At 39.3% G+C, this 25,856-nt stretch carries 25 protein-coding genes; 12 read left to right on the top strand and 13 right to left on the bottom strand.

The genetic code is table 11. The features are described 5' to 3' along the window. Positions 1–6 precede the first annotated feature (6 nt). From AAEU29_RS09805 to AAEU29_RS09790, 4 genes are all read left to right on the top strand, one after another. Complete coding sequence (locus tag AAEU29_RS09805) at positions 7–1,041, top strand: succinylglutamate desuccinylase/aspartoacylase family protein (RefSeq protein WP_421973151.1); 1,035 nt, start codon at positions 7–9, stop codon at positions 1,039–1,041. Next, positions 1,038–1,469 carry an ATP-dependent zinc protease family protein gene (locus tag AAEU29_RS09800; protein WP_421973150.1) on the top strand — a complete coding sequence of 144 codons (432 nt, stop codon included), beginning with the start codon at positions 1,038–1,040 and terminating at the stop codon, positions 1,467–1,469. The genes AAEU29_RS09805 and AAEU29_RS09800 overlap by 4 nt, the downstream gene beginning before the upstream one ends. A gap of 116 nt (positions 1,470–1,585) precedes the next feature. Then, positions 1,586–2,449 (top strand): mechanosensitive ion channel family protein, encoded by an 864-nt coding sequence (locus AAEU29_RS09795; protein ID WP_421973149.1) that lies wholly within the window; start codon positions 1,586–1,588, stop codon positions 2,447–2,449. 61 nt (positions 2,450–2,510) lie between these two features. After that, on the top strand, positions 2,511–3,458 hold the full coding sequence (locus AAEU29_RS09790) for a zinc transporter ZntB (RefSeq protein ID WP_421973148.1): 948 nt from the start codon (positions 2,511–2,513) through the stop codon (positions 3,456–3,458). A gap of 63 nt (positions 3,459–3,521) precedes the next feature. Here AAEU29_RS09790 and AAEU29_RS09785 read toward each other — a convergent pair whose 3' ends face one another. After that, on the bottom strand, positions 3,522–4,352 hold the full coding sequence (locus tag AAEU29_RS09785) for a LysR family transcriptional regulator (protein WP_421973147.1): 831 nt from the start codon (positions 4,350–4,352) through the stop codon (positions 3,522–3,524). A gap of 127 nt (positions 4,353–4,479) precedes the next feature. Between AAEU29_RS09785 and AAEU29_RS09780 the strand changes: the two genes are divergently transcribed. From AAEU29_RS09780 to AAEU29_RS09770, 3 genes are all read left to right on the top strand, one after another. Further along, positions 4,480–4,740 carry a hypothetical protein gene (locus tag AAEU29_RS09780; protein ID WP_421973146.1) on the top strand — a complete coding sequence of 87 codons (261 nt, stop codon included), beginning with the start codon at positions 4,480–4,482 and terminating at the stop codon, positions 4,738–4,740. Beyond that, positions 4,740–5,018: a DUF413 domain-containing protein gene (gene maoP, locus AAEU29_RS09775; RefSeq protein WP_421973145.1), complete on the top strand. Its 279-nt coding sequence runs from the start codon at positions 4,740–4,742 to the stop codon at positions 5,016–5,018. The genes AAEU29_RS09780 and maoP overlap by 1 nt, the downstream gene beginning before the upstream one ends. Before the next feature lie 90 nt (positions 5,019–5,108). Then, positions 5,109–5,309, top strand: coding sequence for a hypothetical protein (locus AAEU29_RS09770; RefSeq protein ID WP_421973144.1), 201 nt, complete (start codon positions 5,109–5,111; stop codon positions 5,307–5,309). A 281-nt stretch (positions 5,310–5,590) separates the two neighbouring features. Here the strand turns inward: AAEU29_RS09770 and AAEU29_RS09765 are convergent, their stop codons facing one another. Both AAEU29_RS09765 and AAEU29_RS09760 read right to left on the bottom strand, forming a co-directional pair. After that, entirely contained in the window at positions 5,591–6,346 is a 756-nt protein-coding gene (locus AAEU29_RS09765; protein WP_421973143.1) for an HNH endonuclease, read from the bottom strand. A gap of 127 nt (positions 6,347–6,473) precedes the next feature. After that, on the bottom strand, positions 6,474–6,794 hold the full coding sequence (locus AAEU29_RS09760) for a hypothetical protein (protein ID WP_421973142.1): 321 nt from the start codon (positions 6,792–6,794) through the stop codon (positions 6,474–6,476). 215 nt (positions 6,795–7,009) lie between these two features. On the opposite strand from AAEU29_RS09760, the gene AAEU29_RS09755 reads away from it, so the two are divergent. Next, a complete protein-coding gene (locus AAEU29_RS09755; protein WP_421973141.1) occupies positions 7,010–7,186 on the top strand; it encodes a hypothetical protein in 177 nt (58 codons plus the stop codon). 432 nt (positions 7,187–7,618) lie between these two features. Here the strand turns inward: AAEU29_RS09755 and AAEU29_RS09750 are convergent, their stop codons facing one another. The 4 genes from AAEU29_RS09750 to AAEU29_RS09735 all read right to left on the bottom strand — a co-directional run bounded on the left by AAEU29_RS09750 (position 7,619) and on the right by AAEU29_RS09735 (position 12,102). Beyond that, on the bottom strand, positions 7,619–8,533 hold the full coding sequence (locus AAEU29_RS09750) for a two-component system response regulator (RefSeq protein ID WP_421973140.1): 915 nt from the start codon (positions 8,531–8,533) through the stop codon (positions 7,619–7,621). Then, complete coding sequence (locus tag AAEU29_RS09745) at positions 8,530–8,928, bottom strand: response regulator (RefSeq protein WP_274763412.1); 399 nt, start codon at positions 8,926–8,928, stop codon at positions 8,530–8,532. Before AAEU29_RS09745 ends, AAEU29_RS09750 begins: the two co-directional genes overlap by 4 nt. A gap of 2 nt (positions 8,929–8,930) precedes the next feature. Next, entirely contained in the window at positions 8,931–11,564 is a 2,634-nt protein-coding gene (locus AAEU29_RS09740) for a PAS domain-containing sensor histidine kinase (RefSeq protein ID WP_421973139.1), read from the bottom strand. A gap of 142 nt (positions 11,565–11,706) precedes the next feature. After that, the gene (locus AAEU29_RS09735; RefSeq protein WP_421973339.1) at positions 11,707–12,102 is read right to left on the bottom strand and encodes a DUF2391 family protein; all 396 of its coding nucleotides are present in this window, start codon (positions 12,100–12,102) and stop codon (positions 11,707–11,709) included. Between the two features lie 205 nt (positions 12,103–12,307). Between AAEU29_RS09735 and AAEU29_RS09730 the strand changes: the two genes are divergently transcribed. Continuing rightward, positions 12,308–12,802, top strand: a complete 495-nt coding sequence (locus AAEU29_RS09730; protein ID WP_421973138.1) for a MarR family winged helix-turn-helix transcriptional regulator — start codon at positions 12,308–12,310, stop codon at positions 12,800–12,802. Here the strand turns inward: AAEU29_RS09730 and glnD are convergent. The 3 genes from glnD to AAEU29_RS09715 all read right to left on the bottom strand — a co-directional run bounded on the left by glnD (position 12,799) and on the right by AAEU29_RS09715 (position 17,556). Beyond that, complete coding sequence (gene glnD, locus AAEU29_RS09725; protein ID WP_421973137.1) at positions 12,799–15,342, bottom strand: [protein-PII] uridylyltransferase; 2,544 nt, start codon at positions 15,340–15,342, stop codon at positions 12,799–12,801. The genes AAEU29_RS09730 and glnD overlap by 4 nt on opposite strands. Positions 15,343–15,385: 43 nt before the next feature. Next, positions 15,386–16,228: a putative beta-lysine N-acetyltransferase gene (gene ablB / locus AAEU29_RS09720; protein WP_421973136.1), complete on the bottom strand. Its 843-nt coding sequence runs from the start codon at positions 16,226–16,228 to the stop codon at positions 15,386–15,388. 404 nt (positions 16,229–16,632) lie between these two features. Continuing rightward, the gene (locus AAEU29_RS09715) at positions 16,633–17,556 is read right to left on the bottom strand and encodes an AEC family transporter (protein WP_421973135.1); all 924 of its coding nucleotides are present in this window, start codon (positions 17,554–17,556) and stop codon (positions 16,633–16,635) included. Positions 17,557–17,702: 146 nt separating this feature from the next. Here AAEU29_RS09715 and AAEU29_RS09710 point away from each other — a divergent pair, with 146 nt between their 5' ends. Beyond that, positions 17,703–17,927 carry a hypothetical protein gene (locus AAEU29_RS09710; protein ID WP_274763418.1) on the top strand — a complete coding sequence of 75 codons (225 nt, stop codon included), beginning with the start codon at positions 17,703–17,705 and terminating at the stop codon, positions 17,925–17,927. Positions 17,928–17,956: 29 nt separating this feature from the next. Here AAEU29_RS09710 and AAEU29_RS09705 read toward each other — a convergent pair whose 3' ends face one another. From AAEU29_RS09705 to nosR, 3 genes are all read right to left on the bottom strand, one after another. Next, entirely contained in the window at positions 17,957–19,015 is a 1,059-nt protein-coding gene (locus AAEU29_RS09705; protein WP_421973134.1) for an efflux RND transporter periplasmic adaptor subunit, read from the bottom strand. 2 nt (positions 19,016–19,017) lie between these two features. Beyond that, entirely contained in the window at positions 19,018–22,113 is a 3,096-nt protein-coding gene (locus AAEU29_RS09700) for an efflux RND transporter permease subunit (protein ID WP_421973133.1), read from the bottom strand. 295 nt (positions 22,114–22,408) lie between these two features. Next, positions 22,409–23,695: a response regulator c-di-GMP phosphodiesterase, NosR family gene (gene nosR / locus AAEU29_RS09695; protein WP_421973132.1), complete on the bottom strand. Its 1,287-nt coding sequence runs from the start codon at positions 23,693–23,695 to the stop codon at positions 22,409–22,411. 114 nt (positions 23,696–23,809) lie between these two features. Between nosR and AAEU29_RS09690 the strand changes: the two genes are divergently transcribed. Both AAEU29_RS09690 and AAEU29_RS09685 read left to right on the top strand, forming a co-directional pair. Then, positions 23,810–24,355: a heme NO-binding domain-containing protein gene (locus AAEU29_RS09690; protein WP_421973131.1), complete on the top strand. Its 546-nt coding sequence runs from the start codon at positions 23,810–23,812 to the stop codon at positions 24,353–24,355. Then, positions 24,348–25,856, top strand: a complete 1,509-nt coding sequence (locus AAEU29_RS09685; RefSeq protein WP_421973130.1) for an ATP-binding protein — start codon at positions 24,348–24,350, stop codon at positions 25,854–25,856. The genes AAEU29_RS09690 and AAEU29_RS09685 overlap by 8 nt, the downstream gene beginning before the upstream one ends.

Here is a 25,856-nt window from a genome sequence, read left to right as displayed (position 1 = left end):
ACATATATGAACAAATTGATAATTGGTGAGCATACTATTTTACCTGGCGAAACAAAGAAGATTGATTTGCCAGTTGCTAAGCTTTACACCGATGCGGATGTTCACTTACCGGTACATATTATCCGCGGAAAAAGAGCGGGTCCGACAATGTTTATTAGTGCGGCTGTACATGGTGATGAGCTCAACGGAATTGAAATAATAAGACGCCTAATTAATTTAAAAGGGTTCAAAATCTCGTCTGGTACTTTAATTGCGGTACCTATGGTAAACGTTTACGGTGTGATAAACCAAAGCCGTTATATGCCTGACAGACGCGATTTAAACCGCAGCTTTCCAGGGTCTGCAAAAGGCTCATTAGCTGCCAGAGTGGCAAATATTTTCTTAAAAGAAATCGTTAGCCACTGTGATTACGGCATTGATTTGCACACGGGGGCGATTCATCGCACTAATTTACCTCAAATTAGAGCACAGCTTGCAGATGAAGAAACCCTTGCACTAGCGAATGCGTTTGGTGCTCCGGTTATTTTGAACTCTGAGATTATTGAAGGTTCTTTACGTGATGCCGCGGTGGCGAATGACACCAAAGTATTGCTCTACGAAGCCGGTGAAGCGTTGCGCTTTGATGAGTTTTCAATTCGCGCTGGTATCAAAGGCATCGTCAATGTTCTGCGCCATCTGAAAATGATGCCAAAAGGACGCTCACGTAAAAAATCTGACAATCAGTTTATCGCTAATAATAGCGGTTGGGTTCGCGCAACCAGTAGTGGCATTGTGACTCACTTATTTAACTTGGGAGATCAAGTTAAAAAAGGGCAAGTATTAGCCGAAATCGGCAGCCCTTATGGTGATGTTTTAACTGAGGTACTCGCTAATAAAAGTGGTGTCATTATTGGCAAACAGAATATTCCTTTGGTACAAGAAGGTGAAGCCATGTACCACATCGCCTACTTTAAAGAAGACGATGAAGAAATTGCCGAACATATTGGCAGTGTAGAGGAAGAATTAGTAAACCATATTGAAAACAGTGAAGGATTGCTATGAACAAACGAATGATAATTGGTCATGTTGAAAACATTGATTTACCCGAACTTGGTATTAATCAGTTAACGGTTCGTGTGGATACAGGCGCACAAACATCGTCGCTGCATGTAGATAACATTCAACGCACTAAAATCGATAAAAAGCCTGCGGTGTCTTTTGATATTCACCCAGAGATCCACAACGTTGAAAAGACCGTAAGGTGTACTGCAATTTTGCATGATATTCGCAAAGTAAAGTCATCAAACGGAATGAGTGAGCAACGTTATGTGATTAAAACACCTGCAATATTAGGTGATCATCAGTGGGATATTGAAATAACCTTAACTGACCGCTCGGATATGACCTACTTAATGTTATTAGGGCGCCAAGCAATGGGCGATCACTTCTTTATTGATCCGTCCAACGGTTTTGTTGCTTCTCAAGCCTAAATTTAACGCACGTGTTTACCTCACAATAAACACGTTTTGCTTGCTTTTCTGTGCATTTGTATTGGCTCGCAAATGCACAGATGCCAAGCAAACTATCCCTGTTAAAGGAAATTTTAATGTTAGAACAAATTAAATATTGGCTTAACTTCCCACTATTTAAATTTAACGAACGTGTTATCACGCTAATCGAAGTGCTTGCAGTCCCTGTATGGGTGATTGCCAGTATTTGGCTTGCCCATTTTTTAATTAAATTAATTGGCAAACGCCTAACCAAAAAGAATAAAGATCCTAATGTAATTCATTTAGTTCAGCGCATTTTATACGTTGTTGCGTTTGCCATTATCTTTATGACCACCCTATCAATGCTCAATGTACCAATTACAGCCTTTGCGTTTTTATCAGGTGCGATTGCAATTGGTTTTGGTTTTGGTGCGCAGAACATTATCAACAACTTCATTAGTGGCTGGATTTTAATGGGTGAAAAGCCAATTCGTATTGGCGATTTTTTAGAAGTTGAAGGTGTTAAAGGTATTGTTGAAGAAATTAATACCCGCTCGACACGAATTCGCCGCGTAGACGGCGTTCATATGCTTATTCCAAACAGTAAACTTCTTGAAAATACAGTAATTAACTGGACGCTGCGCGATAAATTGGTGCGCGGTACTGTAGCTGTAGGTGTTGCCTATGGCACCGATTGCCAAAAAGTTCGTGAAATTATGCTAGCAGTAGCAAACGCACAAAGCGAAACATTAAATGATAACGGCCGTGAGCCTCAGGTGTTTTTCCAAGATTTTGGTGACAATTCATTATTATTTGAAGTGTATTTTTGGATCAATTCGCAAGTGGAAGGTGGATTACGCTTGGTATCAAGCAATATTCGCTTCGCGTTAGATGAAGCATTTAAACAACAAGACATTGTTATCGCCTTTCCACAGCGCGATGTTCATCTTGATGGTACGTTGAAAATTGTAAGGAAATAGCACACGCCAGTGTTCGTGTTCAGTTTATTACAAACCCATTTACTTATTACGGAAGACAACAATGAAGCATGATTTTATTATTGAAGGTTGGCAACTAAATACAGATGCTGCTGCTTCTGCGATTAACGACAACGAACAACTGCAAGGACAGAATTATTGGGTACATTGTAATCGCTCCTCGGCTGAGTTTGAGTCGTGGCTTCAACAGTTAGGCATTGATGAATCAATCTCTGCCTCACTGCTAGCAACAGATACTCGCCCTCGTTTCCAACAAATTGATAACGACAGTTTCTTTTTAATTCTGCGCGGCGTAAACCTAAATACCGGCAAACAACCGGACGACATGTTAACGATTCGCTTGTTGTACACACCTGAGCGTGTCATTACTTGTAATTTACAACGCTCTCGAGCAATTGAATCAGTTGCAACTCAACTTAAAAATGGGCAAGGACCGGATTCATTAGAATCCTTAGTAATTGAAATTCTCAACCAGCTCAATGCAAAAATTGAATCTGTTATTGAGCCAATTGAACACTTTATTAATTCGCAAGATAACGATGCATTTAATAATGAAGAAATTGCTGAAATAAGCGTACAACACCGTAAATTGCTTAGGCTGAATCGCTTTTTAAAACCGCAGTTATATGCTCTTTCAGCAATGAACAAAAATATTGTTAGCGCATTTGAAGAATATGAAGTCAACCTTGCTAATCAGCTCGATACCTTGGAGCGTATCGTCGATACCATTGATTTTTATATTGCTCAAATTGATGTAATTAACAACCGCATTTCGCAAATTAACAGTGAAGTTATGAACCGAAATACCTACATGCTATCGATTATCGCGGGTATTTTCTTACCGCTTGGTTTTTTAACCGGGTTGTTTGGTATTAATGTGGGTGGCATGCCTGGCGTTGATAATCCCAATGCCTTTTATTGGTTTTGTGGTGTTTTAACGGGTATCGGTGTGTTTGCCTTAGTAATGTTTCGCCGTTGGAAGTTTCTATAGGGCCCGTTTTCACGGCTACAAAACGCACTTAAACGTCAAAAGACCCTTTTGAGCGAAACAGAATTACTGTTTCGCGGTTAAATGAGCAATTACATTCTCTATCAGCGCCGTTTGTGGCGCTGATTTTTTTTGCGTTAAATACACAGGTCGTTTTAATTGCATTGAACTAGCTACATTATAAAAGCGACCAGAAGCGATATAGTCTTTTACAAGGTGCGTTGGTAAATAAGCAAAGCCACCTTGTGCCAGCATTAAATCAAACGCAATGGTTGCAGTTGATGTGCGATGCATTGGTTGTACTTTGTGCTGCTGCGCGTGCTCTTTTGCAAACGTAATACCCCAATCAACAAAAATATAATTTGTCACATCATCACTAAATTCAGGCTCAGTGCCCACTAATGAAATATCAAAATAACCAATCAGCGTATTGCTAAAATCGCTGTCTTTAATCGGATCGGGCAAAAACGCAATGCTTAAGCTTTTATCGTCTAATTTTCGCTGAATAGCTTCGCGCACAGAAATTTCCGTACCTACCACAGCGGTTTCTAATAACGAGTTAAGCTCACTCATATGCGAACTTAAAAAAGCATCCCAAACATTTGGCGTGGCCGCAATGTTAAATAGCTCTTTTTGTTGACTTGCAACACCAACAATGGCTTTTGATTGGTCGATTTGTTCAATGACTAAATGAGCGAAAGGTAACAGCGCATTACCAGCAGGTGTTAAGGTAAGGTTATTTTTATCACGAATAAACATTGGTGTTGCATAGTATTCTTCCAATTGTTTAATACGAGCACTTACCGCTGCTTGCGTAATATAAAGTTGCTCTGCAGCTTTGCCAAAATGTCGATTTTCAGCAACCGCGATAAACGTTTTAAAAACCTTAATATCCATAATCTTACCTAGTGAAATTTGCCCTATTAATCTAAAGATTTTTTGTTATATCGACAATAATTATTTGCTTTTCATTTTACTTAACTAGCCCTAAATTTAGCGCAGAAACTAACCCAGAGGACTGGAAATGAAGCTCATAAAAATGGTCGCATTTGGACTACTTGTAGTAGCAAATCCTGCGATTGTTGAAGCTGAAGATGTGGCAAAAGCGCCACCTTCGATTGCCCTAAATTATCTAGAGTATTGTAAAGATATTCTAGTGGAAAGTGACAGTGATCACGAAGCAAATATTCTCAACTGTGTTAACACTGAGCTGGAAGGTTCTGGCTTTGAAACATTTGCAACGTATAGCGAGTTAATTGCTTATGTTGGCAAAGGTGAAGACTAGTGGAAACAGCAATACGAAAAGGCAAAACACCTTTTCATGCTAACCATATTTTCCCATTTGGGTTATCACAAAGCGGCTACTTTAGCTCGAGTGAATCTGAAGCGCTCGTTGCTTACGGTGACACCTTGTATGGTTTACAAAATGGTTTGATTTCGCCAGAAAATGCCGAAGAAGCCATGTTTGTAATGGAATTAAATAGTGATGAAACCGCCACGCTTTACGCAGTAAAACTGTGGCAAAAGTTTCTCTTTGCGATGACAACAAGCAATGGCTTTTAGTTATCGCCAAAAAGTGGCTGAAAAGCCAGTGTTTTTAAACTCAATCGTTGTACTTAAAACACGAAACGATGCGTTAAAAGGTATATAAAGATGGAAATTGACGAATCTGATTTTGACTATGAAGATGAGTTGGAAGTTAAATATCAAATTTCCTACACATCAGGCAAACCTGCACCAATGAAAGTGACAAGCAAGAAACGCTTATCACCATGGCAGCGAATTGAATTGTTGAAAGATGAAGCGAAGCTCAATAAGCAAATTGCCGATAGCCACTTTGATTTCTACGATTAAAATGAATTAGCAATACTTTCAAGTAATTAACTACTAACCTCCAAGACTGGCGTTTTATCTATAGAGCGTCACCTTGGCGGTTATTTCCCTCTCTTAGTTGAATAAGTCTTAACTTAAACTGTCAAACTCGAATAATAAAACTGAATCAAATTTGACCGTTGCATATGTGCCAGAAGCTGTTATTCGTTAAGCTTGCTTAAGCGGTTTGTGAACGTGTGCCATGTGTAAGCGAAGCGACTCCGACACACGTTCAAGAATTCGTCTAAAAGCATTTGTTAGTTTTAACCAAAATGAAACTCTCTATGGCAATTTGGGCATAAGGCCAATGTATTGTCCAGTGAGTCAGACCCACCTTCTGAAAGGTGGACCAAATGATGAACCTCTAAATAAGGAGTTCCGTCTGACCTACGATCAAATGGAGCAGACCTGCCACACTTATCACACTTACCATCTGCGCGATGCAGTCTCTCAGCAACAACATGTGGGTTCCTTTTAAACCTCTTTATTTGGACTATTTCATATTCAACCTGCTTAACCGAATTAACAAATTGGGACCTCTGAGCTGCTGATAACTTAAAAGACTCTTTAACATCTGAATAGAAGCTTTTTTCTTTTACTTCAAATTCACTTAGGCATTTAAGGCGGTTTACATAATCATGGCCAAGGTTGATATACCAAACCCCATGAAGGTTTGAGTTATACTTTTCATACATACCACGACCAGATTTGAAAAAAACATCTTTCGGGTTACTTTCGCATGATTTTCTCGGATACTCATCAAATGGCCTGCTATTTAGTGCTGGATTCATTATTTTGCCTGAAGGCGAGACCTTACCGAATATGTGCAAATAGCTAAGTCTTGATTGCGAATTTACAGTTAACATATTCATGTCAGCCGCAACATTTATTGACTTTCGTTCAGGGTGAAGCTTTTCAAAAACCTCTCGTATTTCAGAGGCAGAAACAGGTCTATCATTTGTTTCAATCAAAGACAGCGCAATATCCTTGATCAGCACCCAGTTTGTTAAGTCTGTCATCGCATAGCTTCTCCATAAACTAACGCCCGCATAACGGACAAAAATACGTAGGCTACAAAACCAAGCGAAGCGCAGGGAGCCTACGTGTTTTTGTCCCTAGCGAGCGCAGCGAGTGTTAATACGTTTGTTATGTGCCTTTGCTGATAAAAGCAAATTTACCTTTCACACTCTGCCCTCTCATATTCTCGCACCACAGTTTATAAAGTGGGTAAATAGCCGCTGACCCGATTAATGAAAAGATAAAACCAAGTGTTGAGTACATTAAGGTAGATAAAATAAAAATTGTACCTTCGGAACCCTCTGCAATAAATACGTTGCTGATTACCAAATGAAAGGCAACACCGAAGGCAAGTGCTACACCGAAACAAATCCAAATTGCGATGACCATAAACGAAGCAAAATTGAGCTGAATTCGTGCTTGGTCACTATATTGTTCTTTTAATTCCATTGCAGTGTGAACTCCTGAAGCACATAACGCCTCATTAAGAGGCAAAAAATAGTTGGTTAAAATAAGCGACGCAGGAGCAAAAACCAACTGTTTTTTGTCCTGCTTTAATGACTTGTTAGGTTGCAAACTACTCATTATTCTTAAGTTTTTCAAGTAGATATGGTATAATGAACGTAGAAATAAGTCCATTAATTGCACTATCGGAGATCTGCAACATGAAAAAAATAACACACGTAAAGACAAAAACCTTTTCTAAGAAAGGAAAAGCAAAGAACTTAAGTAAGCGATTGAAAAATAAGGATAAAACAAAGAATGGGTTACCAGCATATGGTATCGTTAGAGCCGCTTCAAAACAAGTTTTACAAGCGGCTCTAACGATACCATATGCCTGAACATAAGTCAATTATCTCATTTAATACAATAGCTTAATATACTCTCCGATATTGCCTTGTAACCTAACAGTTTATTAAGAGGCAAGTTGCCTCTTTTTCTACTGCAACATCGCCTGTTTACATACTGATGTAATTTATAACACTAATAATTAGTTGTTACTAGTCAGATAGTTAATTGAAAATTAACATTTAATCAGTTGCAGAAAACAGGCAAATTGCCTGTTAATATTATTAAGGGGGAAATAATCATTAAGAAATGAAATAGATTATTCAACGGCTACTATTCGCTCAAAACTGTCTGTCTGACGAAGTCTAAACTTATTTACTTAAACTGTAATAAGATCAGATATGAGCTAGTACATCTTATTTATTCACGTTATTTTGACTATCAGCTCAATTAGCATTGCTTGTGTTTAAATATAAGCATCACCATCAACGGCTTTCTTTTTGTTTATTGTGATACATTGCGTTATCTGCCGCCTTTATTAGCTCTACCGCCGTTTCACCATGCTCTCCAAAAAGCGCGAAGCCAATGCTAGCGGATAAGTGCACTTGCTGCGCTTGCCCGTCTATATCTGTAATATAAAAGTCATCGCAAATAGCATTAAGCTGCTGTTGGCTCGCTTGATGTGCATCGTCTGCATTTTTAATATGTGGCAGTAGTGTTACAAATTCATCACCGCCAAAACGTGCGACAAAATCGGTAGAGCGACTAAATAACGTGAGGCGATTTGCGACATGCTGCAATAATTGATCGCCCGCATCATGGCCAAATTGGTCGTTAATAGGTTTAAAATTATCTAAATCGATAAATAATATGGCGAACGTTTCCCCATAGCGCTGGGCGTGTTTTACTAATTCTTCGAGTTTTAGGTCAAGTGCCTTACGACTGTACAATTTTGTTAGTGCGTCACGATTCGCTGAATTTTCTAAAATCTGCAATAAATGGTGGCGTTCTTTTGAAAAGCGGATCACCCGTTGTAACAGCGACGAGGTAAGCTCTGATTTTGGCACATAATCTTGTGCACCAAGTTGAATAAGTCTATCACCCATAGCCTCATCAGCAACGCCTGTAACTACTACAATTGGCACTGATTGTGCGCTGTGCTTCACTGTTAGCATGGTATTATAGCCGTCACTATCGGTAACATTTAAATCCATAATGATCAGGTCAGGCTTGAAATTAGCTAGGGCTTGCACCAACTTTTCTAACGAATCGAATGTCATTATGGAGTGACTAATAATCTTATCGTCTTTTAAGGCATTTCTGATCAGGTAAGCATCATCACTATCATCTTCTAGCAAATAAATGAGATGATTAGACTTAAACTTTCTTTGCTCACTCATGTTTTATTTACCCTTTGCCAATAGTTTAATAATGCACTTAAAAAATCTACCGTTTCATTTAGCCCTTGGGGTTTTCGCACATATGAATTAGCGCCTTGCTCATATGATAATTCAATATCGTGCGGGCTATTTGAATTTGAATAAATCACAACAGGTACATTAGCCGCTTGTTTATTCGCTTTGATTTTTTTAAGTATTTCTAACCCACCGCTTTGTGGCATATTCAAATCTAGTAAAACCAAACAATTGGAACCTAAATATTGCGCTAACGAATCGACAAATTGATTGCCATTGTCAAAATGAGTCAACACTTTATCTTGATCTACTTTTTTAAGTGCTTGTTTTAGAATATATGCCTCATCAGGGTCATCATCAATCAAAATTAAATTAAGCAAAACTAGTACTCCTTAGGTAACTCGATAATAAACCGAGTGCCTTCACCTTCAATACTTTCACATCTAATTTGCGCGTTATGAACCTTTATTATTTGCGCGACAATTGCCAAACCAATGCCACTTCCCTCATATTGTTCACGAGTATGTAACCGCTTAAACGGTTCAAAAATTCGTTTTGAATGCGCTGAATCAAGGCCAATACCATTATCACTCAATGTAATTACCACTGATGATTCATTCTCTTCAACACTAATGGCTATTTTGGGTGGTACGTTGATTTTGGCAAACTTAATAGCATTACCAATAAGATTTTGTAGTACTTGTGAGAAAAGCCCAACATCTACGGTGATTTTTTGCTGCTCATTTTCACATTCAATGCTGGCATTAGCACGTTCAATAACTAACTCGAGCCCTTCTAAAACAGGTGCCAAGATATGTTTAAATTCAACCGTATCAAAGCAAAGTGTATTAGTATTAATGCGCGATAGCTTAAGCAAATCTTCAATCATTTTGCTCAGCCTTTTAGCAGCCAACTGCAATCGCTCTAATTCAAATTCACTATCAGGGTCCGATTTAAATTGCTCTTGGAGTCGTTGATAAATTGACTCACTAAAAGCGGATATTTTTCGTAATGGCTCTTGTAAGTCATGAGATGCAATAAACGCAAATTGTTCCAAATACTCATTGGACGCTTTAAGTTTATTTAAAAACTCATTTTTATCGCTCACATCTACAAACGTGCCGAGCATACGTGTTGGCTTACCATCTTCATCGCGCTCTAAAACTGAATCAACAGAATAGCACCACACCCAATGCCCTTTTTTATGTCTGAAACGATATTCTAAATAGTGCTTTTCGTTACCCGGCGTATTTAAAATCACCTCCATATGCTGGAATACACTTGCTCTATCATCTGGATGAAATTTCTCGAGTAAATCAACGTCATTAGTAAAATCATCGAGGTCGTAGCCAAGCAGTTCAGTGTAGGTTTTATTAATGCGTTCATTTTGTTGCGTCTCTAAATTGAAGATATAAAAACCACAGACTGAACTGTCTAATAAGCTCTCTAAGAAGTTATGGTTTTCAGCCAACTGTTGCTGCGATTCTTTTTCACTGGTGATATCGACCGCACTGCCAATTAAGTAGTTTTCATTGACTGGATACAGGGATGTTTTAAACCACTTAGCTTTGCCTTCAAATGGAATATACTCAACGTACTCAAGGGGTGTGCCTTGCTCTATACAAGTTGAGTAACGTTCATATAAGTGTTGCTTTACTTCATCGGGGAAAAAACTTAACTCTGAAAGTTTTTTATTAATAATTTGCTGATGCGTGATGCCAGTCCATTTTAAAGCGGTCTTATTGTAAGTCGTAAACTTAAAATCACTATCTAAGTATTCAACCACCCAAATACCGTGATTTGTTCCCATATAAAGTGCTTCTAGGAACTGAGTACGCTCATCGAGTAAAGTTTGTGCTTGCTTTTGCTCATCAATATACCTTAACGAGCCAGACATCATGATTGGTACACCTTTATCATCGTAAACTGAGTTTCCACGTGTTAAAAACCAGCCGTATTCTCCCTCACTGTTGCGCCCTAAATATTCAACTTCATATTTAACGCCTGTTTGTAGGTGAATGTCGACTGCTTGTTGCACGCTTTCTTGATAGGCTGGGTGGATATGATTGAACCAAGTTTCATAATTCGCCTCTTCTGTCTTAGCTAGTCCTATTAATTCATAAAACTTAGGTGTCCATACCTGCTTGCCTGTAACGATATTCCAATCCCAAATACCATCGTTCGTGGCTGAAATAGCGCGTTCGAAGCGTGCATTTGTTTCTACTAGTTGCTGTTTTAATGAAGCCACCTCTTTTAAATCTTTTAAGGTAATTAATAATTGCGTTTCGCCTTCGTATTGTTTTTTATTTAAAATGATTTCAACACTTTTACTTAATGTTTCAGTGTGTACATGGCCTATAAAATTAGTGCTTTCGTTAAACTCTAGCGAATCCGCATTTGATTGAATAATTCGTTCAAACTCTTGGCTATTTGCATGGATTAAATTTCCGAGTTTATCCACTGGATTGCCAAATTCACTTCTAAAGTGTTCATTCACAAACACAATATCGCCATGCTCATTCGCTAATATAAAACTGAGAGGCAATGAGTCGAGCATCCATTTAGTTTGAATATGCCCTTCCAATAACCCAGTAAGAATTTTATTTTCCCGTTTTGAATAGCCGTATTGCGACTTAATGCCCTCATATTGGGAAATCGTAGGCACTCTCAGTAAATCTGGTAGTAATTTATAAAGATAAAATGCAGTAGTAATAGACACCAAGGCAGTAACCGCTTTGGCAATACCATGATAGCCATAAACTCCCTGCCAAATAGTCCAAATACCAAACAGGTGAGTGATACCGCAAAACAAAATAAACAGAGAAAAAAGCAAGAATACGTTGTGGTAGCCAATATCATTACGTTTGCGCATAAACATTATCAGCGCAAAAGGTATTGAAAAATAAGCGGTTGCAATTAATAGGTCAGAGACAACATGGGTCCATAAAATGTGGGGTTGCCAAAGATAACAATGCCCATGCGGCATGTAATCGCCACGAAAAAACTGTTCTGTCATTGTGCTCAACTGAAATCCCTTTAATTACAGTGAAACTCTTATTGAGTATGGCAGACAGTGGTTAAAAAACAATTTGATAGATATGTTTGGTTGCGGTCAATATTACTCGCTAATAACCTGATAAAAGCGTATTAAATACCAATTATTCTTTATCAAAACTATCAACGATAATCGCTCCCATTGATGCAGGCATTGAAATCACAACAACGCGTTTTAAGGCTATGAGCGGATCACTAGAAATGGGTAATTTATCAATGCTCAAAAGTACCAAACAGACAATTAAAAATGTAATTAGGTAAGCAATCACAATCCGTGTTACAAACAAAACGCGACGGGTATTAATATTTCGCTGAAAGACACTTTCAAAGGTATAAAGGCTTAAAAAAATAAGCGATAAGCTAAAAAGCAGTAATAAGTTGGTAAAAGGCAGTGTTTGGGCTAACTGCCATGCTTCTTCAGAAAATGAAATGGGTACCGCTAGGGCAAAAGCGCCAACGCAAATTTGAATAATATCTTCAAAGTTAAAACTTTTTTTCATCATAAATAATTCACAAATCATCCGTTGCTATTTTAAAAGATTAATAGAGTTTTGGTTAAAAATCATTATAAATTAATACCTTTTGACTTATTTAACGCGCTAATTAGCGCGTAAAATAATTTTAAAACTGTTTTGACAAAGACAATTTGTTATTATCAACTCAAATTATTAATTTATGACACTTCTATAGCGCTAAGATCAAAATATGGAAAAATACGAAGAGCTGCTTGTTTCTATCCGCAAGGTGATCCGAGCCATCGATTTACATTCAAAACAACTTAATAAGTCTTCAGGTTTAACTGGGCCACAACTGTTGATAATGCAAGAAATTGCCCGTGTTAAAGGTGTCACAGCAGGCGCCGTTGCCAAAGAAATTAATTTAAGCGCTGCAACAGTGACAAATATTCTCGACAGATTAGAATCACGTGACCTAGTAGAACGTGTTCGAAGTAAAGAAGATAAACGCCGCGTCAGTTTATTTCTTACTGAAAAAGGCAAAATGTCGTTAATTGACGCACCGCAGCCGCTACAAGAACACTTTATTAAGAATTTTTGCGCGCTTGAACAGTGGGAACAAAGCCTATTACTTTCATCAATGCAACGTATTGCAAGCATGATGGATGCAACAGATCTTGATGCCGCGCCGATGTTAGAGATTGCGCCAATGAGCGTAAGTACTAACGACGAAAATAATAACTAACTTAGTTTATAACCAAACGCATCAACTACTTGGCTGCGCAAATCTTCTTTTAAACACTGGTTGTTACTGTCTGATAGTAAAAACACACTTTCAAGACTTTCACCCAGTGTGGTTACTTTAGCTGAATGAATAGACAAGGTGTGATTGCGAAACACCGAGCAAATTTTATCGACATAGCTAGGGTTATTGAGTGTTGTTACTTTAAGCAACGTGCGCCCTCTTTTTGGTGTAGGTATAAATTCCACCATAGGTTCTGAGTCAAAGCTTTTGATTTTCTTTGCAACTGGTAATTTACAATCTTTGTAACCCTTAGTGATCACTTGCTCTATCTGCCTTATCACACGCTCTATACGAAAACGTTCACACAGTTGCTCATCATTTACATCTAATACGCGAAACACCTCAAGCACATTACCGTCCTTTGTTTCAAGTAGTTCAGCATCTTTAACATTTACTTTAGAGCGCGTTAACGTATTGAAAATATCGACAAACAGTTTTTCTCGATTTGGGGTATATACCACTAACGTTGAGCAGCCTATTTGCTCACTTTGCGTGAGAAACACTAATGGAAACTGACGTGTAGTTACTATTTTGGCTGTAATTTCTGCTAGTTCTTTTGCGCTAGTGAAAGTGAAAAAGCTGTTTGGCAGTGTTGACCAAAACGTTGTCACATCGTCAAGTGCGATATTACTTTTCAATAAAATGGTGTGGGCCTGCGCTTTATTCTCTCGGATCACAGTTCGCTGTTCAAAAATACTTTGTCCATCGGTTTTAAAGGCTTCTCTACATGCAATATAAAGCTGCTCAAGCGTAGCTGCTTGCCAATCATTCCATGCATCTTCATTAGTGGCCATAATATCGGCGACAGTGAAGGTATATAACGCATTTAAACGTTCCAGCGATTTGATTTTTTTATTGAGAGATTTAATTGTACGGGGATCATAAATATCCAACGTACGGCTAGTATTTATAAATAACTCTTGGTGCTCTACTAACCAAACAACCAACTCAACTGATGCATTTTTTAAATTGTGAAAACGGGCAAATTCTCTTGCCAAAATAGCACTGGTACCGTGGCTTTCGCTCTCTTGCGAACCAGCAAGATGATGACAAAACGCCGCTAAAAACAAGGCTAATTTGTTTTGCACTCGTCCATAAGCAATGTGGTAACTTTCTTGCGCTTCATGACAATTGGCAAAATCAGAAATATACGACACCGTTTTATAAACGTGCTCATCAACCGTGTAGGCATTATGAATATCAAACTGCATGCGACCTTCACTTTGCGCCCACTGTGAAGAGTACATTTCAAGCACTCCGTAGCGGTGCATTAAACCAAGCACTTTTTTAAGCGTATTAGGCTGTTCAAATAATTTTATAAATTGTTCACGACAACTTTGATAGTCTTGCAGTTCACCTAATAAACGATGACGAACTTTGCGTAATAATTGAAGGGTATTTGACGAAATACCTTTTGCATGCGGGTTTTCAGCAAGCAAACCAAATAGCCTGATTACTTGTGATTTATCAATAAAGACACTTGATGAATTCGTTTCAATCAAGCCATCCACCAGTGAAAAGTGTTGATCAATTTTTTGTGAATGTTTTTGCTGATCTTTAGTAATACAACTGCGTACATTTTCACATAAAATTTGATTTAGCTCTTGCAGTCGTGTCATAGCACGAAAGAGCTGGCGCATCATACGTTCAATTGCTTGTTGTGCACTATCGCCACGACCAAATTTTAAAAACTCAGCCACTTGTGCTTGATACTCAAAAAGTAAAACTTCTTGTGCTCGGTTAGCCACACAATGAAGTGCCCAACGAATTCGGCAAATAAAGTCATAACACTCAATCAGCTCAAATTGCTCATCTTCTTGGAGCAACCTACCTTCAGCTAGCAATTGATTATTTGATAGTTGTAAATGCTTTCTTGCCACCCAAACTATGGTTTGAAAATCACGCAAACCGCCAGGGTTTGTTTTGATATTTGGTTCTAAATAAAGTGCGGTATTTAGTGCCTTCTTATGGCGCGTTGATTGTTCTAACAGTTTTGCGTTAAAAAACGCATGATCTGTTATGTCATTTTTATCATACAAAAATGACAATAACTCATCTGCATGTTGGCTATCGCCATATAAACAGCGAATATCGAGTAGGTTTGTGGCAATAGTAATGTCTTCGCGGGCATATTTTTTCGCTTGTGATAAAGTGCGAACAGAGTGACCAATATCGAGCCCTAAATCCCATAAACCAGCAATAAATTCACGTAGTTTTGCCTCTGGAATATTCTCTTCATCAGCAACAATAATCGCAATATCAATATCTGAGTAAGGATGGAGTGATGCTCGACCATAACCACCCACAGCATTTAACGAACAGCTTGAGTTTACGAGGCCGCACTCGCGCCACATTTCAATTAAGATATGATCGAGCTCACATGCCCGTTCATTGAGTAACTGGCTAATTTGGCTTGTAAAAAAACGTGTATTTTGGTTGTCAGTTAAGCTATCAAGCTGCTCTTTAAAAACGGTTTTCATGTGCCCTTCTCCTTCAAATTAATGACCATTGATTAATTTGATATCAAAGTTTCTGCGACCATACATTCATAGAAACAAGCTTGTTGTTTACCAAGTTATTGTTTATCAGTCGCCCACCGTATTCAAAATCGAGACGAGCAAATACTTTGTTAATCGCAAACGATGATGCTCTACAAACGGAATAAATAAACTCAACCCCATTGTTTTTGAGGTATTTACTGGCTTCATAGATTAAAGCAGAGGCAATGCCTTCATTGCGAAATTGACTAAGTACTACCGTGTCGTACAGACGCGCATTCGGTGCATCTTTTTCATATTCAATGCGCACACAGGCAACAATTGCATCCATATATTCGACACAAAAATAATCCACACCGTTTTTAATACTTTGTGATATGTAATGTTCATCGCCTATTGGAGAGCCATAGCTAGAAAAAGCTAATTGATAGAGTTTCGAAAGTGCACGTACATCAGCTTGGTTACACTTACGAAAAAACACCGGCTGCGAAAATGATGAAGGCTGCCATGTATCAACATTTTGCACTTCATTTAAAATGTCATCACTTAAATCCATATGATCACAAGATGCGCGCTCTTCATCAAAAAAGCGAGAAATAAAAATAGCGTCCTGAAGACCAAAATAACCAGGCACCGTTGCCTCAATTTGATAACCGCGTTTAAGAAATGGCAATACTTGCGCATCTTTTACTTTCGCAATGATCTTGCTGTAGCCACCTTGTTTAGCAAAATCTTCAACCTCTTTATGAAAGGTGTTTGGTAACTCAATTGTTGCGTCCGTAATGTAAACACGGTCATTTAATTTACCAAATCGAATGTTGTTTCCAGTTAATGTCATTTCACTGTCAAATTGCGTCGCTGTCATCATCTAGTATCCTTGCTGTTAATTTGTATAAAAAGGGAATTTGTATGGTGATAAAACAAGTCAATGTTGAACACACAAAACATAATTAGAATTGATAGCAATATGGTTAATTGAACATAGGTGGAAGTAATACATAATTATTTAATGTTAGAGGAATTAAGAACTCTAACAGGTGTAAGTCTCTTTAAAATTAATTAGAACACTAAACAATATAACATTAGTTAGAATACTAATCAATTTATCGACTATTAAATAACCGAACACCCTATTTGAGATTACATTTAGCGTGGGTATTTAATACAAAAAAGTTGTCTTTGGTGCTCGGATGTTAATTGCTAACCTATTCGATAGTCATTAGGTTTACTGAATAGCAACACAATGAAAGGTTTCTGAAGTAATGCGTATTATTAAAATACGCCATACTCCAATATCAAAAGCCAGGCAGGGATAGTAATAACGCTAAGCAGTGTACTCATCACAACGGTGCCTGCTACAACGCTTTGCCCGTGATTTTGCTGACAGGCAACAATATAGGCATTCACACCTGTTGGGCAGGCGGTTAATACAACTAAGGTCAAAACGAGATTTTGGCTTAGCTGAAATACCTCATGAGCCAATAAAAGCGTAAATAGCGGCAATAAAATTAATTTAATTATACTGGCAGTTGCTATCTGCCCATAACTGCCCGCTAATCTGTATTGGTAGAGATTGGCGCCTAAAATAAACAGTGCCAACGTCAACGCAGGTTTTGTCATTAAATGAAGTGAACTACTAATAAACTCCGGGAAATCCATGCCCGTCAGATTCATTAACAAACCAGCATAAATACCAACTAATAAAGGATTTTTGCAAAGCTCAAGCAAAAATGACTTAACATCAAACGTTTTATTGGTCGTAACGCTTGTGAAAAAACTGGTTGCAGCAAATAGCATCGCACTATGAAAACTTATTATCAAAAATACCAACGCTGTAACATTCGGCGAGATTAAACTGATTAAAATAGGCAAACCTACTATCACGGTATTGGAATAGGTACTGCCAAGCGCAAAAACTGCTCGCGATTCATTCACCTTTTTAAATACCCTTGGTGACACTAAATAAGTAAATAAAAAAGTGATAAAAACAGCGCCGTAAAAAGTTAAAAACACCGAATACGACAGCACACCTGACAAATTTGCCTGTGCAATGTTAATAAATAAAAAAAGTGGAAATAACCAACTAAAGGTGATTTTACTTAACTCAGAAATAGTACTTTGACTGACACGTCCAGTGCGAATGGCAAGGTAGCCAAGCAAAACCAAAACAACTAACGGAAAAAGAGAGGCAAACATATCATTCTCATTTCGAGAAAAATGGGACTTTAATCAATTCACAGAAAAACAGCAAATGTCTTTATGAAATATCGTCTGCCTATATTTTACCCAGCATAGAAAATGAACTATATTTAAAAGTCAGGGTTATTTGTTGAGTAGTAATTATGATTGACCGTAGAGTAAACAATCCAAGATTTAATGAACATATGGATTTGTTAACGGACGAACAAAGAATAGCCATCTACGACTTGCATAACTATGGTTATGATTTAGCATTTGTTCGAAATGTAGGAAACGGAAAGTTAGCGGTGCTGACGTTAGAAGATTCTATCGCCACCATTGACGATTATGGCGAGGTGAATACCAACCCATCAATCATAATTCGGTAAAAGCGAGCCACTTAGGCTCGCTTTTTTGTTTAACGCAAGGCAACTAAGTTGTCAGTTGATTTAACACGCACTTTTGCGCCATCGCGCAGCATCTCACCACCACGGATTGCCACTTTTTCACCTAATGTTAATTCACCTTTCACTTCGATAAGTTCATTAAAACCACTACCAGGTGTCACAGTGACTTGTTTAACAGTTAAATCGTCCTGCACTACATTCACATACACTTTGTCTTGACGTAAAATAAGCGCATCTCGATGAACTGTAAGCGCATTATGTTTTGCACTACTGGCAAGGCTAACCCGCACCGCAGTGCCAATAGGTAACGAGCGATCGCTTAATGACACACGTACTTCCATGGTACGACTTAATTCGTCGCCTACCGGAACAAGAGCGCGAACTTTTGAGCTAAAACGACCTTCTTTGTTAGCAATAAATACATCATCACCCACTTGGTTAAATTGAGTATGAGAGAGTGGCGCATTAGCGCGAACCTCTAAATCATCAAGACTGACTAAACGCACCGCAGGTGCATTGGTTTGGCTAAATTCGCCAACTTGTTTATAACGCTCAACAATTGTGCCATCAAATGGTGCTACCAGCTGTGTTTTCCCTAATTGCAGGGCAATGCGTTGAAAGGTAATTTTAGCTTGTTCAAGCTCTTGTTTTGCCATCATCAGCTCAGCTTCTTTAGCCTCTAAGGCATCAAGAGAGGCGTTTTTACCAAGCTTTTCCAAACGTGTTAATTGGCGCTCAAGTAAAGTAACACGTGTATCAAAGCTTTTAATGCTGGCACTTGCTTGCTGTTTTTCAAGTTGCAAAAATGCATCATCCAAAAGCAAAATGGTATCGCCTTTTTTAAAGCGCTCACCTACTTCAGCAATGCGTTTTACTACACCTGAAACCTCAGTGGTCAGGCGCGAGTCAAAACGGCTTACCACAGTGCCTGGTACCCACATTTGTTCAGCGATTTCGGCTTGTTCAACTTCTCCTAATGCAACTAACGGATCTGGACGTTCATTGGCACTGGCAAAACAGCTGATTAATGCCAGCAAGGTACATAAAATGGTTGAAATAACGTATCTCATAACTAATTCCCTTCCAGTTGCGTTTGAGTTGAAGTAACAGGGGTTGGTTGAACACTTGTTCGGGTTGAAAATTGTTTCAGTAGCGCTGGTAGCAGTACTAAGGTGAATAAGGTCGAGAACAGCATGCCACCTACAATCACAGCAGCAAGGCCGCGGTAGATAACACTGCCCTCACCCGGCATAATAAGCAGTGGTAACATGCCGAAAATACTGGTTAACGTGCTCATAAAAATTGGTCGTAAACGTAGCTTCAGTGCTTGTTCTACTGCCATTTCACGGCTTAGGCCTTCACGTTCACCTTGGCGAGTTTGATCCACCAGTAAGATTGCGTTGTTAACCACCAAGCCAAGCAATATGATAAATCCTATCATGGTCAACAAATCAAGCGGTTGGAACTGAATTAAGTTCATCATTTGTAATGCCAGTACACCACCGACCGTTGCAAGTGGGATCGATAAAGTCACCATGAGACTATCTTTTAACGATTTAAAGAGACCGGCCATCAGAATAAATAGTAATCCAAGTGCCAAAATAAAGTTTTGCCCCATGGTTTGAATTGACTGTTTCAAACTATCAGCACTACCACCGTAGTTAATTGAACCATCCGCAGGCATCAATGCTTTAAGTTGCGGCTCAATTTCCGTTTCAATAATCGACATTGCTTGTTGCAGCGACATACCTTCTGGCGGATTAACATTCACTGTAATGGTGCGGCGACGGTCAATACGTTGAATACGAGATGGGCCAACTGTGCGCGTTACATCCACTAGCTCGCCCAGTTGCACAACGGTGCCACTCGGAGTAGTGATTGGCATTGCTGAAAGCTCTTCAGGATTTTGCCAGCCTTCGGCTTTAAAAATCATATCGAGGCGTTTATTGCCATCAAAGTATTCACCCACATAAAGGCCTGTGCCCATTGCTCGTGTAATTTGCGCTAAATCGCGACGGTTAAAACCCACTTCCATCATGCGACGATCATTTGGCAATAAACGCAGTTCCGGCTCCGCATCTTGCGTACCTGGGTTGATGTTAATATTGCTGCCTTCAAAACGTGCTTGCAAAATGTCGCGAGCTTTATCAGCCACATCCGCCATAGCGCGTGTGTCTCTACTTTGCAGGTGAATTTGAATACTGCGCCCAGAGCCTAAACCACCAAAGAGGTTTCCTTGCTGAGAAAAAACACGGGTATCTGGTAAATCAACCAAGATTTCTTCACGCATTACACGTTCAAGCTCTTTCACTTGCGATTGATCTTTTGCACGCACACCTAAGTTTGCATTGCCTGGGAACGACAAAATATAGTAGTTCTTCAGCGCAGGTTGCTTAGTGCCATCCATATATGGCTGCAAGCGCTCAACTAACGGTTTAATGTATTCACGCTCAACAAACTCTTGGTTTGAACCAGTTGGTAATCTAACAAAAGCATCTACTGCGTCACGTTTTACCGGTGGTAAATAATCAAGTGGAGGCAATAACAATACAGTTAACGCCACGGGCGCAGCCATCAGAGTAACAATCACCGCTACCCGTTTTTTGCTTGAATTAGTCAATTGCATAATTTTAGAGGTGATATTTTGCCAAAGGCCATCAAGCCTATCTTCTTCCACGGCCTGAGTGAGCCACATTTTCGCAGCCACAGGTAAAATCGTAAGTGCTACCAATAACGAAATAAACACAGCAATCGCAATGGTGAGCGCTAAATCTGCAAAGAACTGCCCAGCAACATCGCGCAGGAAAATAACCGGAATAAAAATCGCAATGGTGGTTGCTGTTGAGGCCATAAGTGCACCTGACACCAACTGTGTTCCTTTTGCCGCAGCTTTGTCAGCGCGCAAACCTTGGGTTTTAAGCCGAACAATGTTTTCAAGCACCACAATTGCGGCATCGAGTACCATACCCGTTGCAAAAGCTAAACCCGCCAGTGATATCACATTAAGCGAACGCCCTGTAATGTTAAGCACAATAAAGGTCGTCATAATTGAAATTGGAATAGCCATTGCCACAATCAAAGTGGCTCTGCGCTGACGTAAGAACCACCATAAAACGCCCACTGCGAGTAAAATACCAAGCACTAAGTTACTTGATACAAGATTTATCGCGCGGTAAATAAATACTGAGGCATCAAACGACTGATGCATTGTCAGTTGTTGCGGCTCAAGTACTTGGCTGCGAATTTTATCAACTTCCTCTTTAACTCGCTCAAGGGTGGCTAGAACATTTGCGCCACTTTCACGGTCAATGCGCACTGACATTGCAGGGTTACCATTTTGCACCGCACTGCCATTATCTTGGTCACGGGTCACTTTAATTTCTGCAATATCACTTAGTTTAATCGGCTTACCATCGCGCCATTCAAGCACTAAGTTACCTAACTGTGTTGGATCAAAGCGACCTGCAAAACGCAGCGTATAGCGGCGGCGACCAATATCGGCATAACCACCCGAGGCATCATTAGCAGAACCAATTAAATTGCTTACGCGGGTTAAATTGATGCCAAGCTCCGCAGCGCGGTATGCATCAAATTCGATTTGTAATTGCTCACGTGAGTTACCTGTTTGTAATTGCACACGTGCAACACCCGGAATGCTTTCTAAGCGTGGGCGAATGGTGTCATCAAAAAACGTAGCATATTCACCAATCGGCTTATCATTGCCCGGTAATGCTTGTAAGAAGAAATAAGTAAGTGCTGGTGCACCGCCATTAAAGCCACCTAAGCTGATCACAGGCGGGTTTACATCGCGTGGCAGCGGTGGCACACGGTTCATGCGACTAATCACTTCGATCAAGGTTTTATCCATATCGGTATCGAGAGTGAAAGTTAAGTTAACGAACGACGACCCAGAATTAGCAAACGTTCTTAAACTGGTAAGCCCAGGTAAGCCTTGCAATACATCTTCTTGGGGTTCAAGAATTTCAGATTCCATTTCCGCAGGTGACGCCTGTCGCCAGCTGGTAAAAATGGTAATTTGAGGACGTTCTATATCTGGAAATAGTTGAATAGGTAGTTTTGTAAAACTGACTATTCCTAATACCAAGCACAAGGTGACAAATATCGCTACCCCCGCCGGATTTTTTAAAGCCCGAGTTGTAATGTTCATTGCGTTCCCTATTTTATTTTTTCGCAAACAACGTGCTTGACTATAGTTAGAAATTAGTCGCAAGAAAGTGAGAAATAGTTTAACGCTCAAAGAAATAGGATGGGCTGCAAATCGCCTGTTTTCGGTAAGAAAGTGTGTTTTTGGTCACATTTTGACACACCAAGTTATTTAAATGTTAACCATAAGAAATTCAAATGTATCTAACGCGATAGTTCAACAAATAAGCAAGTTTAAGTGCCAATTTTTGCACCTGCACTTAAACATATTTCGAAACAGGATTGTGGGGTACAAGAAATTAGTGCACGAAAATATTAAAAATGTAACGCCACTCTTTTTCATAGGATTTTAATTTTGCAATGACTGCTGGGGTTACTTCGGTGCCTTGTGTAAGCACAATTGCCCCTTGTTTATTAACTAAGTCTTGGCTTAAATGCATACCCGGCTCGAGCATGTTAACACCAACGCACCAATCAATATTGTGTTGTTCAAGAGACACTTTGCTCGAAAGTAATTGGATATAAGCGTCAACCACTTCAGGATCAAAAAGGGTTTTACGTCCTTTTTTCAAAAATTCTATCGCTTGTTGCTGTGACAGTTTTTGTTTGCTGATCCGCCCTAACACCAACTTATCAAACTCATTTACCACGGTTAAAATACGTGATGCAATCGGAATATTTGAACCGATTAAGTGCTCAGGAACACCACTGCCGTCAAAACGCTCATATTGATGCTTAACCGCTGTGCCAATCGCTTTTAAATGCGGCACGGTTTGTAAAATTTCAGCGCCTTTAACAGCATGTGTTTGCTTTTCAGAAAGTTCCGCTCTAGAAAGTTCGTTTTCAATACTTTTAGCTAAATTATCGGTAAGAGATACTTTGCCTATTTCATGCATAAGCCCAGCTAAATACACCTGGGTTACTTGGTTTTTTTCAAGTCCAAGTGTCGCCGCAAGCATTCGACAATGACTAGCAACACGCTTTACATGGCCTTCGCCTCCACCTGTCGTGTCTTCAATGATCAAGTTGATCATTTCAATCACATCATAAAATAAGCTGCGCTGGCGATTGTTGGCAGATTTCAATTTTTCGTTAAGTTTTGACAGCGACATTGTACGCTCTTCAACTTTGCTTTCTAACTCCAAATTTTGCTGCCTGAGTAGATCATTTTTAAGTTTCAACTCAACTTCTAAGCGCTGCACAGATTGTTTCAACTGAAATTGCTCAACCGCCTGCAGCACCACGTTTTTCAATTCATCATTGCTCCAAGGCTTGCTTACATAATTGTTAATTTTGCCTTGGTTTATCGCCATTGCGGTTGAATCAATATCCGAATATCCAGTAAGTAAAATACGCGGTGTATCAGGACAAATTTCACATGCTTTAGAAAGTAATTCTGCGCCTGTCATCTTCGGCATTTTCATATCAGAGACAATCACTGCATAGGTCGTTTCAAGAAATTGTTGCGCAGCGAGTTCGGGATCGCTAAATATTTCAACGTCATAGTCTTTTCTGAACAACCTTTTCAGGGCATTCAACACTTCTACTTCGTCATCAACGATCATCATTTTTAACTTATCTGTCATCATAATGCCCGAACCAAGCGATATCGCTATTTACTATAAAAACATTGCCTTAACTAAAAAGTGACACTATTTTTTAAATTGATCAACCTGATTTTGCGCAAAAAAGGGGACATGATGAAAGGAGCAATCTTTAATGCACTGCAAGAATTTGTTGAGCAAGGCCACGGTTATCAAGTGTGGGATGATGCGCTTACCAACAATACTTTAGCCTCTCATGGTATTTACACCTCAACAAAACAATATGACGACAGTGAACTTTTTGCCATTGTGGGTTATTTGTCAGAGCGACTCGAAGTTCCCGTATCTGATCTAGTCAGGGCATTTGGCGTTTTCCTTTTTCCAATATTAATGCCACAAGCGCCAGAAGAGGCGCAAAAAGCCCCTTCTCTGCGCGCATTTTTAATGATGGTAGATGAATTAATTCACGTAGAAGTGAAAAAACTCTATAAAGATGCTCAATTGCCTGAATTTAACTATGACGATCATATTGATGATAAGTTAACTATGATCTATCGCTCGCCACGAAAACTGTGTTTTTTATCCGAAGGGCTGATTTTAGGGGCTGCAGATCACTTTAAAGAAACCGTATCTATCTCACAAAACTGTTGTATGCACCAAGGTGCTGAATGCTGCGAAATTGAAGTAACGTTCAATGGATAATAACGAAGCCGAGGCAAAAATAGCTGCACTTGAGCGCATCTTAGAACGTGAGCGATTAGCACGTAAAGAAGCCGAAAAACAATTAGAAGACTACACCCGAGAGCTGTACCAACAAGAAGAAGCAGTTAACCATACGCAACAAGAAGTTGCATCACAGCAAGGGCAACTTGAGTTTTTAACGGGTTTACTGGCCGAAACATGGCGCCAGCCTAACTTACAAAAAATTGTGGCTAATTATTTAGAGCGCACCAATAACTTTATGAGCAATGCGCACAATTTATTTGTTGAAATTCATGCTGACCTTTCATTTCATCAATTTCAATATTATTGCCAAGCCTCTAAACAACAATCCGAAATTTTACCTGAACAATATAAAGTTGTTTTAAGCCAGCTAAATCGAAATAAGCTCTATCAACATGTTTCAAGTGAAAGCGAATCGCAAATGTTCGAACTAGTTGAGATCAGCAAAGCACCCAATACTAATTTTGAATACAGTGTGATGGTGCCTTTGTACAACCTTGATGTCCCTAGCGGTAAAGCGGTAGGTATTGCAATTTTACTCTACGAATCACAAGACGACATTAATATTGTGAAGCTGCAAACGCTAGAATCGTCGCGCAGCATGTTAGCAGTGGCCATTGAACGTAAACGTGCTGAAGAAGCACTGCAAGAGCGCTTAGTTGAACTTGAAACCAGTAATAAAATGTTAGAGCAAACCCAGCAGCAATTACTACAACAAGAAAAGCTGGCCTCGCTCGGGCAATTAGCCGCTGGGGTTGCCCATGAAATAAATAACCCAATCGGTTTTGTGTTAAGTAACCTCGATACCATGCGCGATTACTTTAGTGACTTTTCAGAAATAATAGCTCCACTCAATAATGCTGAATTAAATAGCGAAAGCAAAGTCGATAATATGCTTAGCCTATGGCAGTCGTTAGATGGAGATTTTTTGCTTTCTGACAGCGAAGAGATTCTCGTTGCTTCAGTACAAGGGCTTATTAGAGTAAAAGACATAGTGTCTGATTTGAGTACTTTTTCACGCATGGATAATGATGAACTCGACAGCATTGACTTAAACGTGGTGATTGAAAAGTCACTAAATGTGGTAAGTAACGAATTTAAATATCACCATCAGGTAGTTAAAGATCTGCTACCCGAAGCAAATATTCTTGGTAACGCGGGTAAATTACAGCAAGTATTTATAAACCTATTTGTAAATGCCAAACACGCAATGCCAGAGGGCGGTACACTAACAATCAGTAGTAAAAAAGATCGGAATAAAATAGTTGTAACAGTTAAAGATCAAGGACATGGCATTGATCCTTCGCATTTGGCGGATATTTTTACCCCGTTTTTCACAACCAAAGCGCCCGGTGAAGGCACTGGATTGGGACTTGCTATATCTTATAGTATTTTGCAACAACACAACGCGAAGGTGACCGTAAATAGCGAGCTTGGCGTTGGTACAGAGTTTGAAATCGCCTTTTTTGAATCTCTTTGA

Source organism: Pseudoalteromonas aquimarina (assembly GCF_049257255.1).
Taxonomy (GTDB): Bacteria; Pseudomonadota; Gammaproteobacteria; order Enterobacterales; family Alteromonadaceae; genus Pseudoalteromonas.
This window is presented reverse-complemented; position numbering and strand designations above follow the sequence as displayed.

What these genes read in the sequence shown, in the direction of transcription:
- AAEU29_RS09690 (WP_421973131.1), top strand. Translation starts at nt 23,810, where the DNA reads ATGAAAGGAGCAATCTTTAATGCACTGCAAGAATTTGTTGAGCAAGGC.
- AAEU29_RS09700 (WP_421973133.1), bottom strand. Translation starts at nt 22,113, where the DNA reads ATGAACATTACAACTCGGGCTTTAAAAAATCCGGCGGGGGTAGCGATA.
- nosR (WP_421973132.1), bottom strand. Translation starts at nt 23,695, where the DNA reads ATGACAGATAAGTTAAAAATGATGATCGTTGATGACGAAGTAGAAGTG.
- AAEU29_RS09800 (WP_421973150.1), top strand. Translation starts at nt 1,038, where the DNA reads ATGAACAAACGAATGATAATTGGTCATGTTGAAAACATTGATTTACCC.
- AAEU29_RS09710 (WP_274763418.1), top strand. Translation starts at nt 17,703, where the DNA reads ATGATTGACCGTAGAGTAAACAATCCAAGATTTAATGAACATATGGAT.
- AAEU29_RS09685 (WP_421973130.1), top strand. Translation starts at nt 24,348, where the DNA reads ATGGATAATAACGAAGCCGAGGCAAAAATAGCTGCACTTGAGCGCATC.
- ablB (WP_421973136.1), bottom strand. Translation starts at nt 16,228, where the DNA reads ATGATGACAGCGACGCAATTTGACAGTGAAATGACATTAACTGGAAAC.
- AAEU29_RS09755 (WP_421973141.1), top strand. Translation starts at nt 7,010, where the DNA reads ATGAAAAAAATAACACACGTAAAGACAAAAACCTTTTCTAAGAAAGGA.
- AAEU29_RS09795 (WP_421973149.1), top strand. Translation starts at nt 1,586, where the DNA reads ATGTTAGAACAAATTAAATATTGGCTTAACTTCCCACTATTTAAATTT.
- AAEU29_RS09760 (WP_421973142.1), bottom strand. Translation starts at nt 6,794, where the DNA reads ATGGAATTAAAAGAACAATATAGTGACCAAGCACGAATTCAGCTCAAT.
- AAEU29_RS09770 (WP_421973144.1), top strand. Translation starts at nt 5,109, where the DNA reads ATGGAAATTGACGAATCTGATTTTGACTATGAAGATGAGTTGGAAGTT.
- AAEU29_RS09790 (WP_421973148.1), top strand. Translation starts at nt 2,511, where the DNA reads ATGAAGCATGATTTTATTATTGAAGGTTGGCAACTAAATACAGATGCT.
- AAEU29_RS09765 (WP_421973143.1), bottom strand. Translation starts at nt 6,346, where the DNA reads ATGACAGACTTAACAAACTGGGTGCTGATCAAGGATATTGCGCTGTCT.
- AAEU29_RS09780 (WP_421973146.1), top strand. Translation starts at nt 4,480, where the DNA reads ATGAAGCTCATAAAAATGGTCGCATTTGGACTACTTGTAGTAGCAAAT.
- AAEU29_RS09735 (WP_421973339.1), bottom strand. Translation starts at nt 12,102, where the DNA reads ATGAAAAAAAGTTTTAACTTTGAAGATATTATTCAAATTTGCGTTGGC.
- glnD (WP_421973137.1), bottom strand. Translation starts at nt 15,342, where the DNA reads ATGAAAACCGTTTTTAAAGAGCAGCTTGATAGCTTAACTGACAACCAA.
- AAEU29_RS09730 (WP_421973138.1), top strand. Translation starts at nt 12,308, where the DNA reads ATGGAAAAATACGAAGAGCTGCTTGTTTCTATCCGCAAGGTGATCCGA.
- AAEU29_RS09785 (WP_421973147.1), bottom strand. Translation starts at nt 4,352, where the DNA reads ATGGATATTAAGGTTTTTAAAACGTTTATCGCGGTTGCTGAAAATCGA.
- AAEU29_RS09715 (WP_421973135.1), bottom strand. Translation starts at nt 17,556, where the DNA reads ATGTTTGCCTCTCTTTTTCCGTTAGTTGTTTTGGTTTTGCTTGGCTAC.
- AAEU29_RS09705 (WP_421973134.1), bottom strand. Translation starts at nt 19,015, where the DNA reads ATGAGATACGTTATTTCAACCATTTTATGTACCTTGCTGGCATTAATC.
- AAEU29_RS09805 (WP_421973151.1), top strand. Translation starts at nt 7, where the DNA reads ATGAACAAATTGATAATTGGTGAGCATACTATTTTACCTGGCGAAACA.
- AAEU29_RS09750 (WP_421973140.1), bottom strand. Translation starts at nt 8,533, where the DNA reads ATGAGTGAGCAAAGAAAGTTTAAGTCTAATCATCTCATTTATTTGCTA.
- AAEU29_RS09740 (WP_421973139.1), bottom strand. Translation starts at nt 11,564, where the DNA reads ATGACAGAACAGTTTTTTCGTGGCGATTACATGCCGCATGGGCATTGT.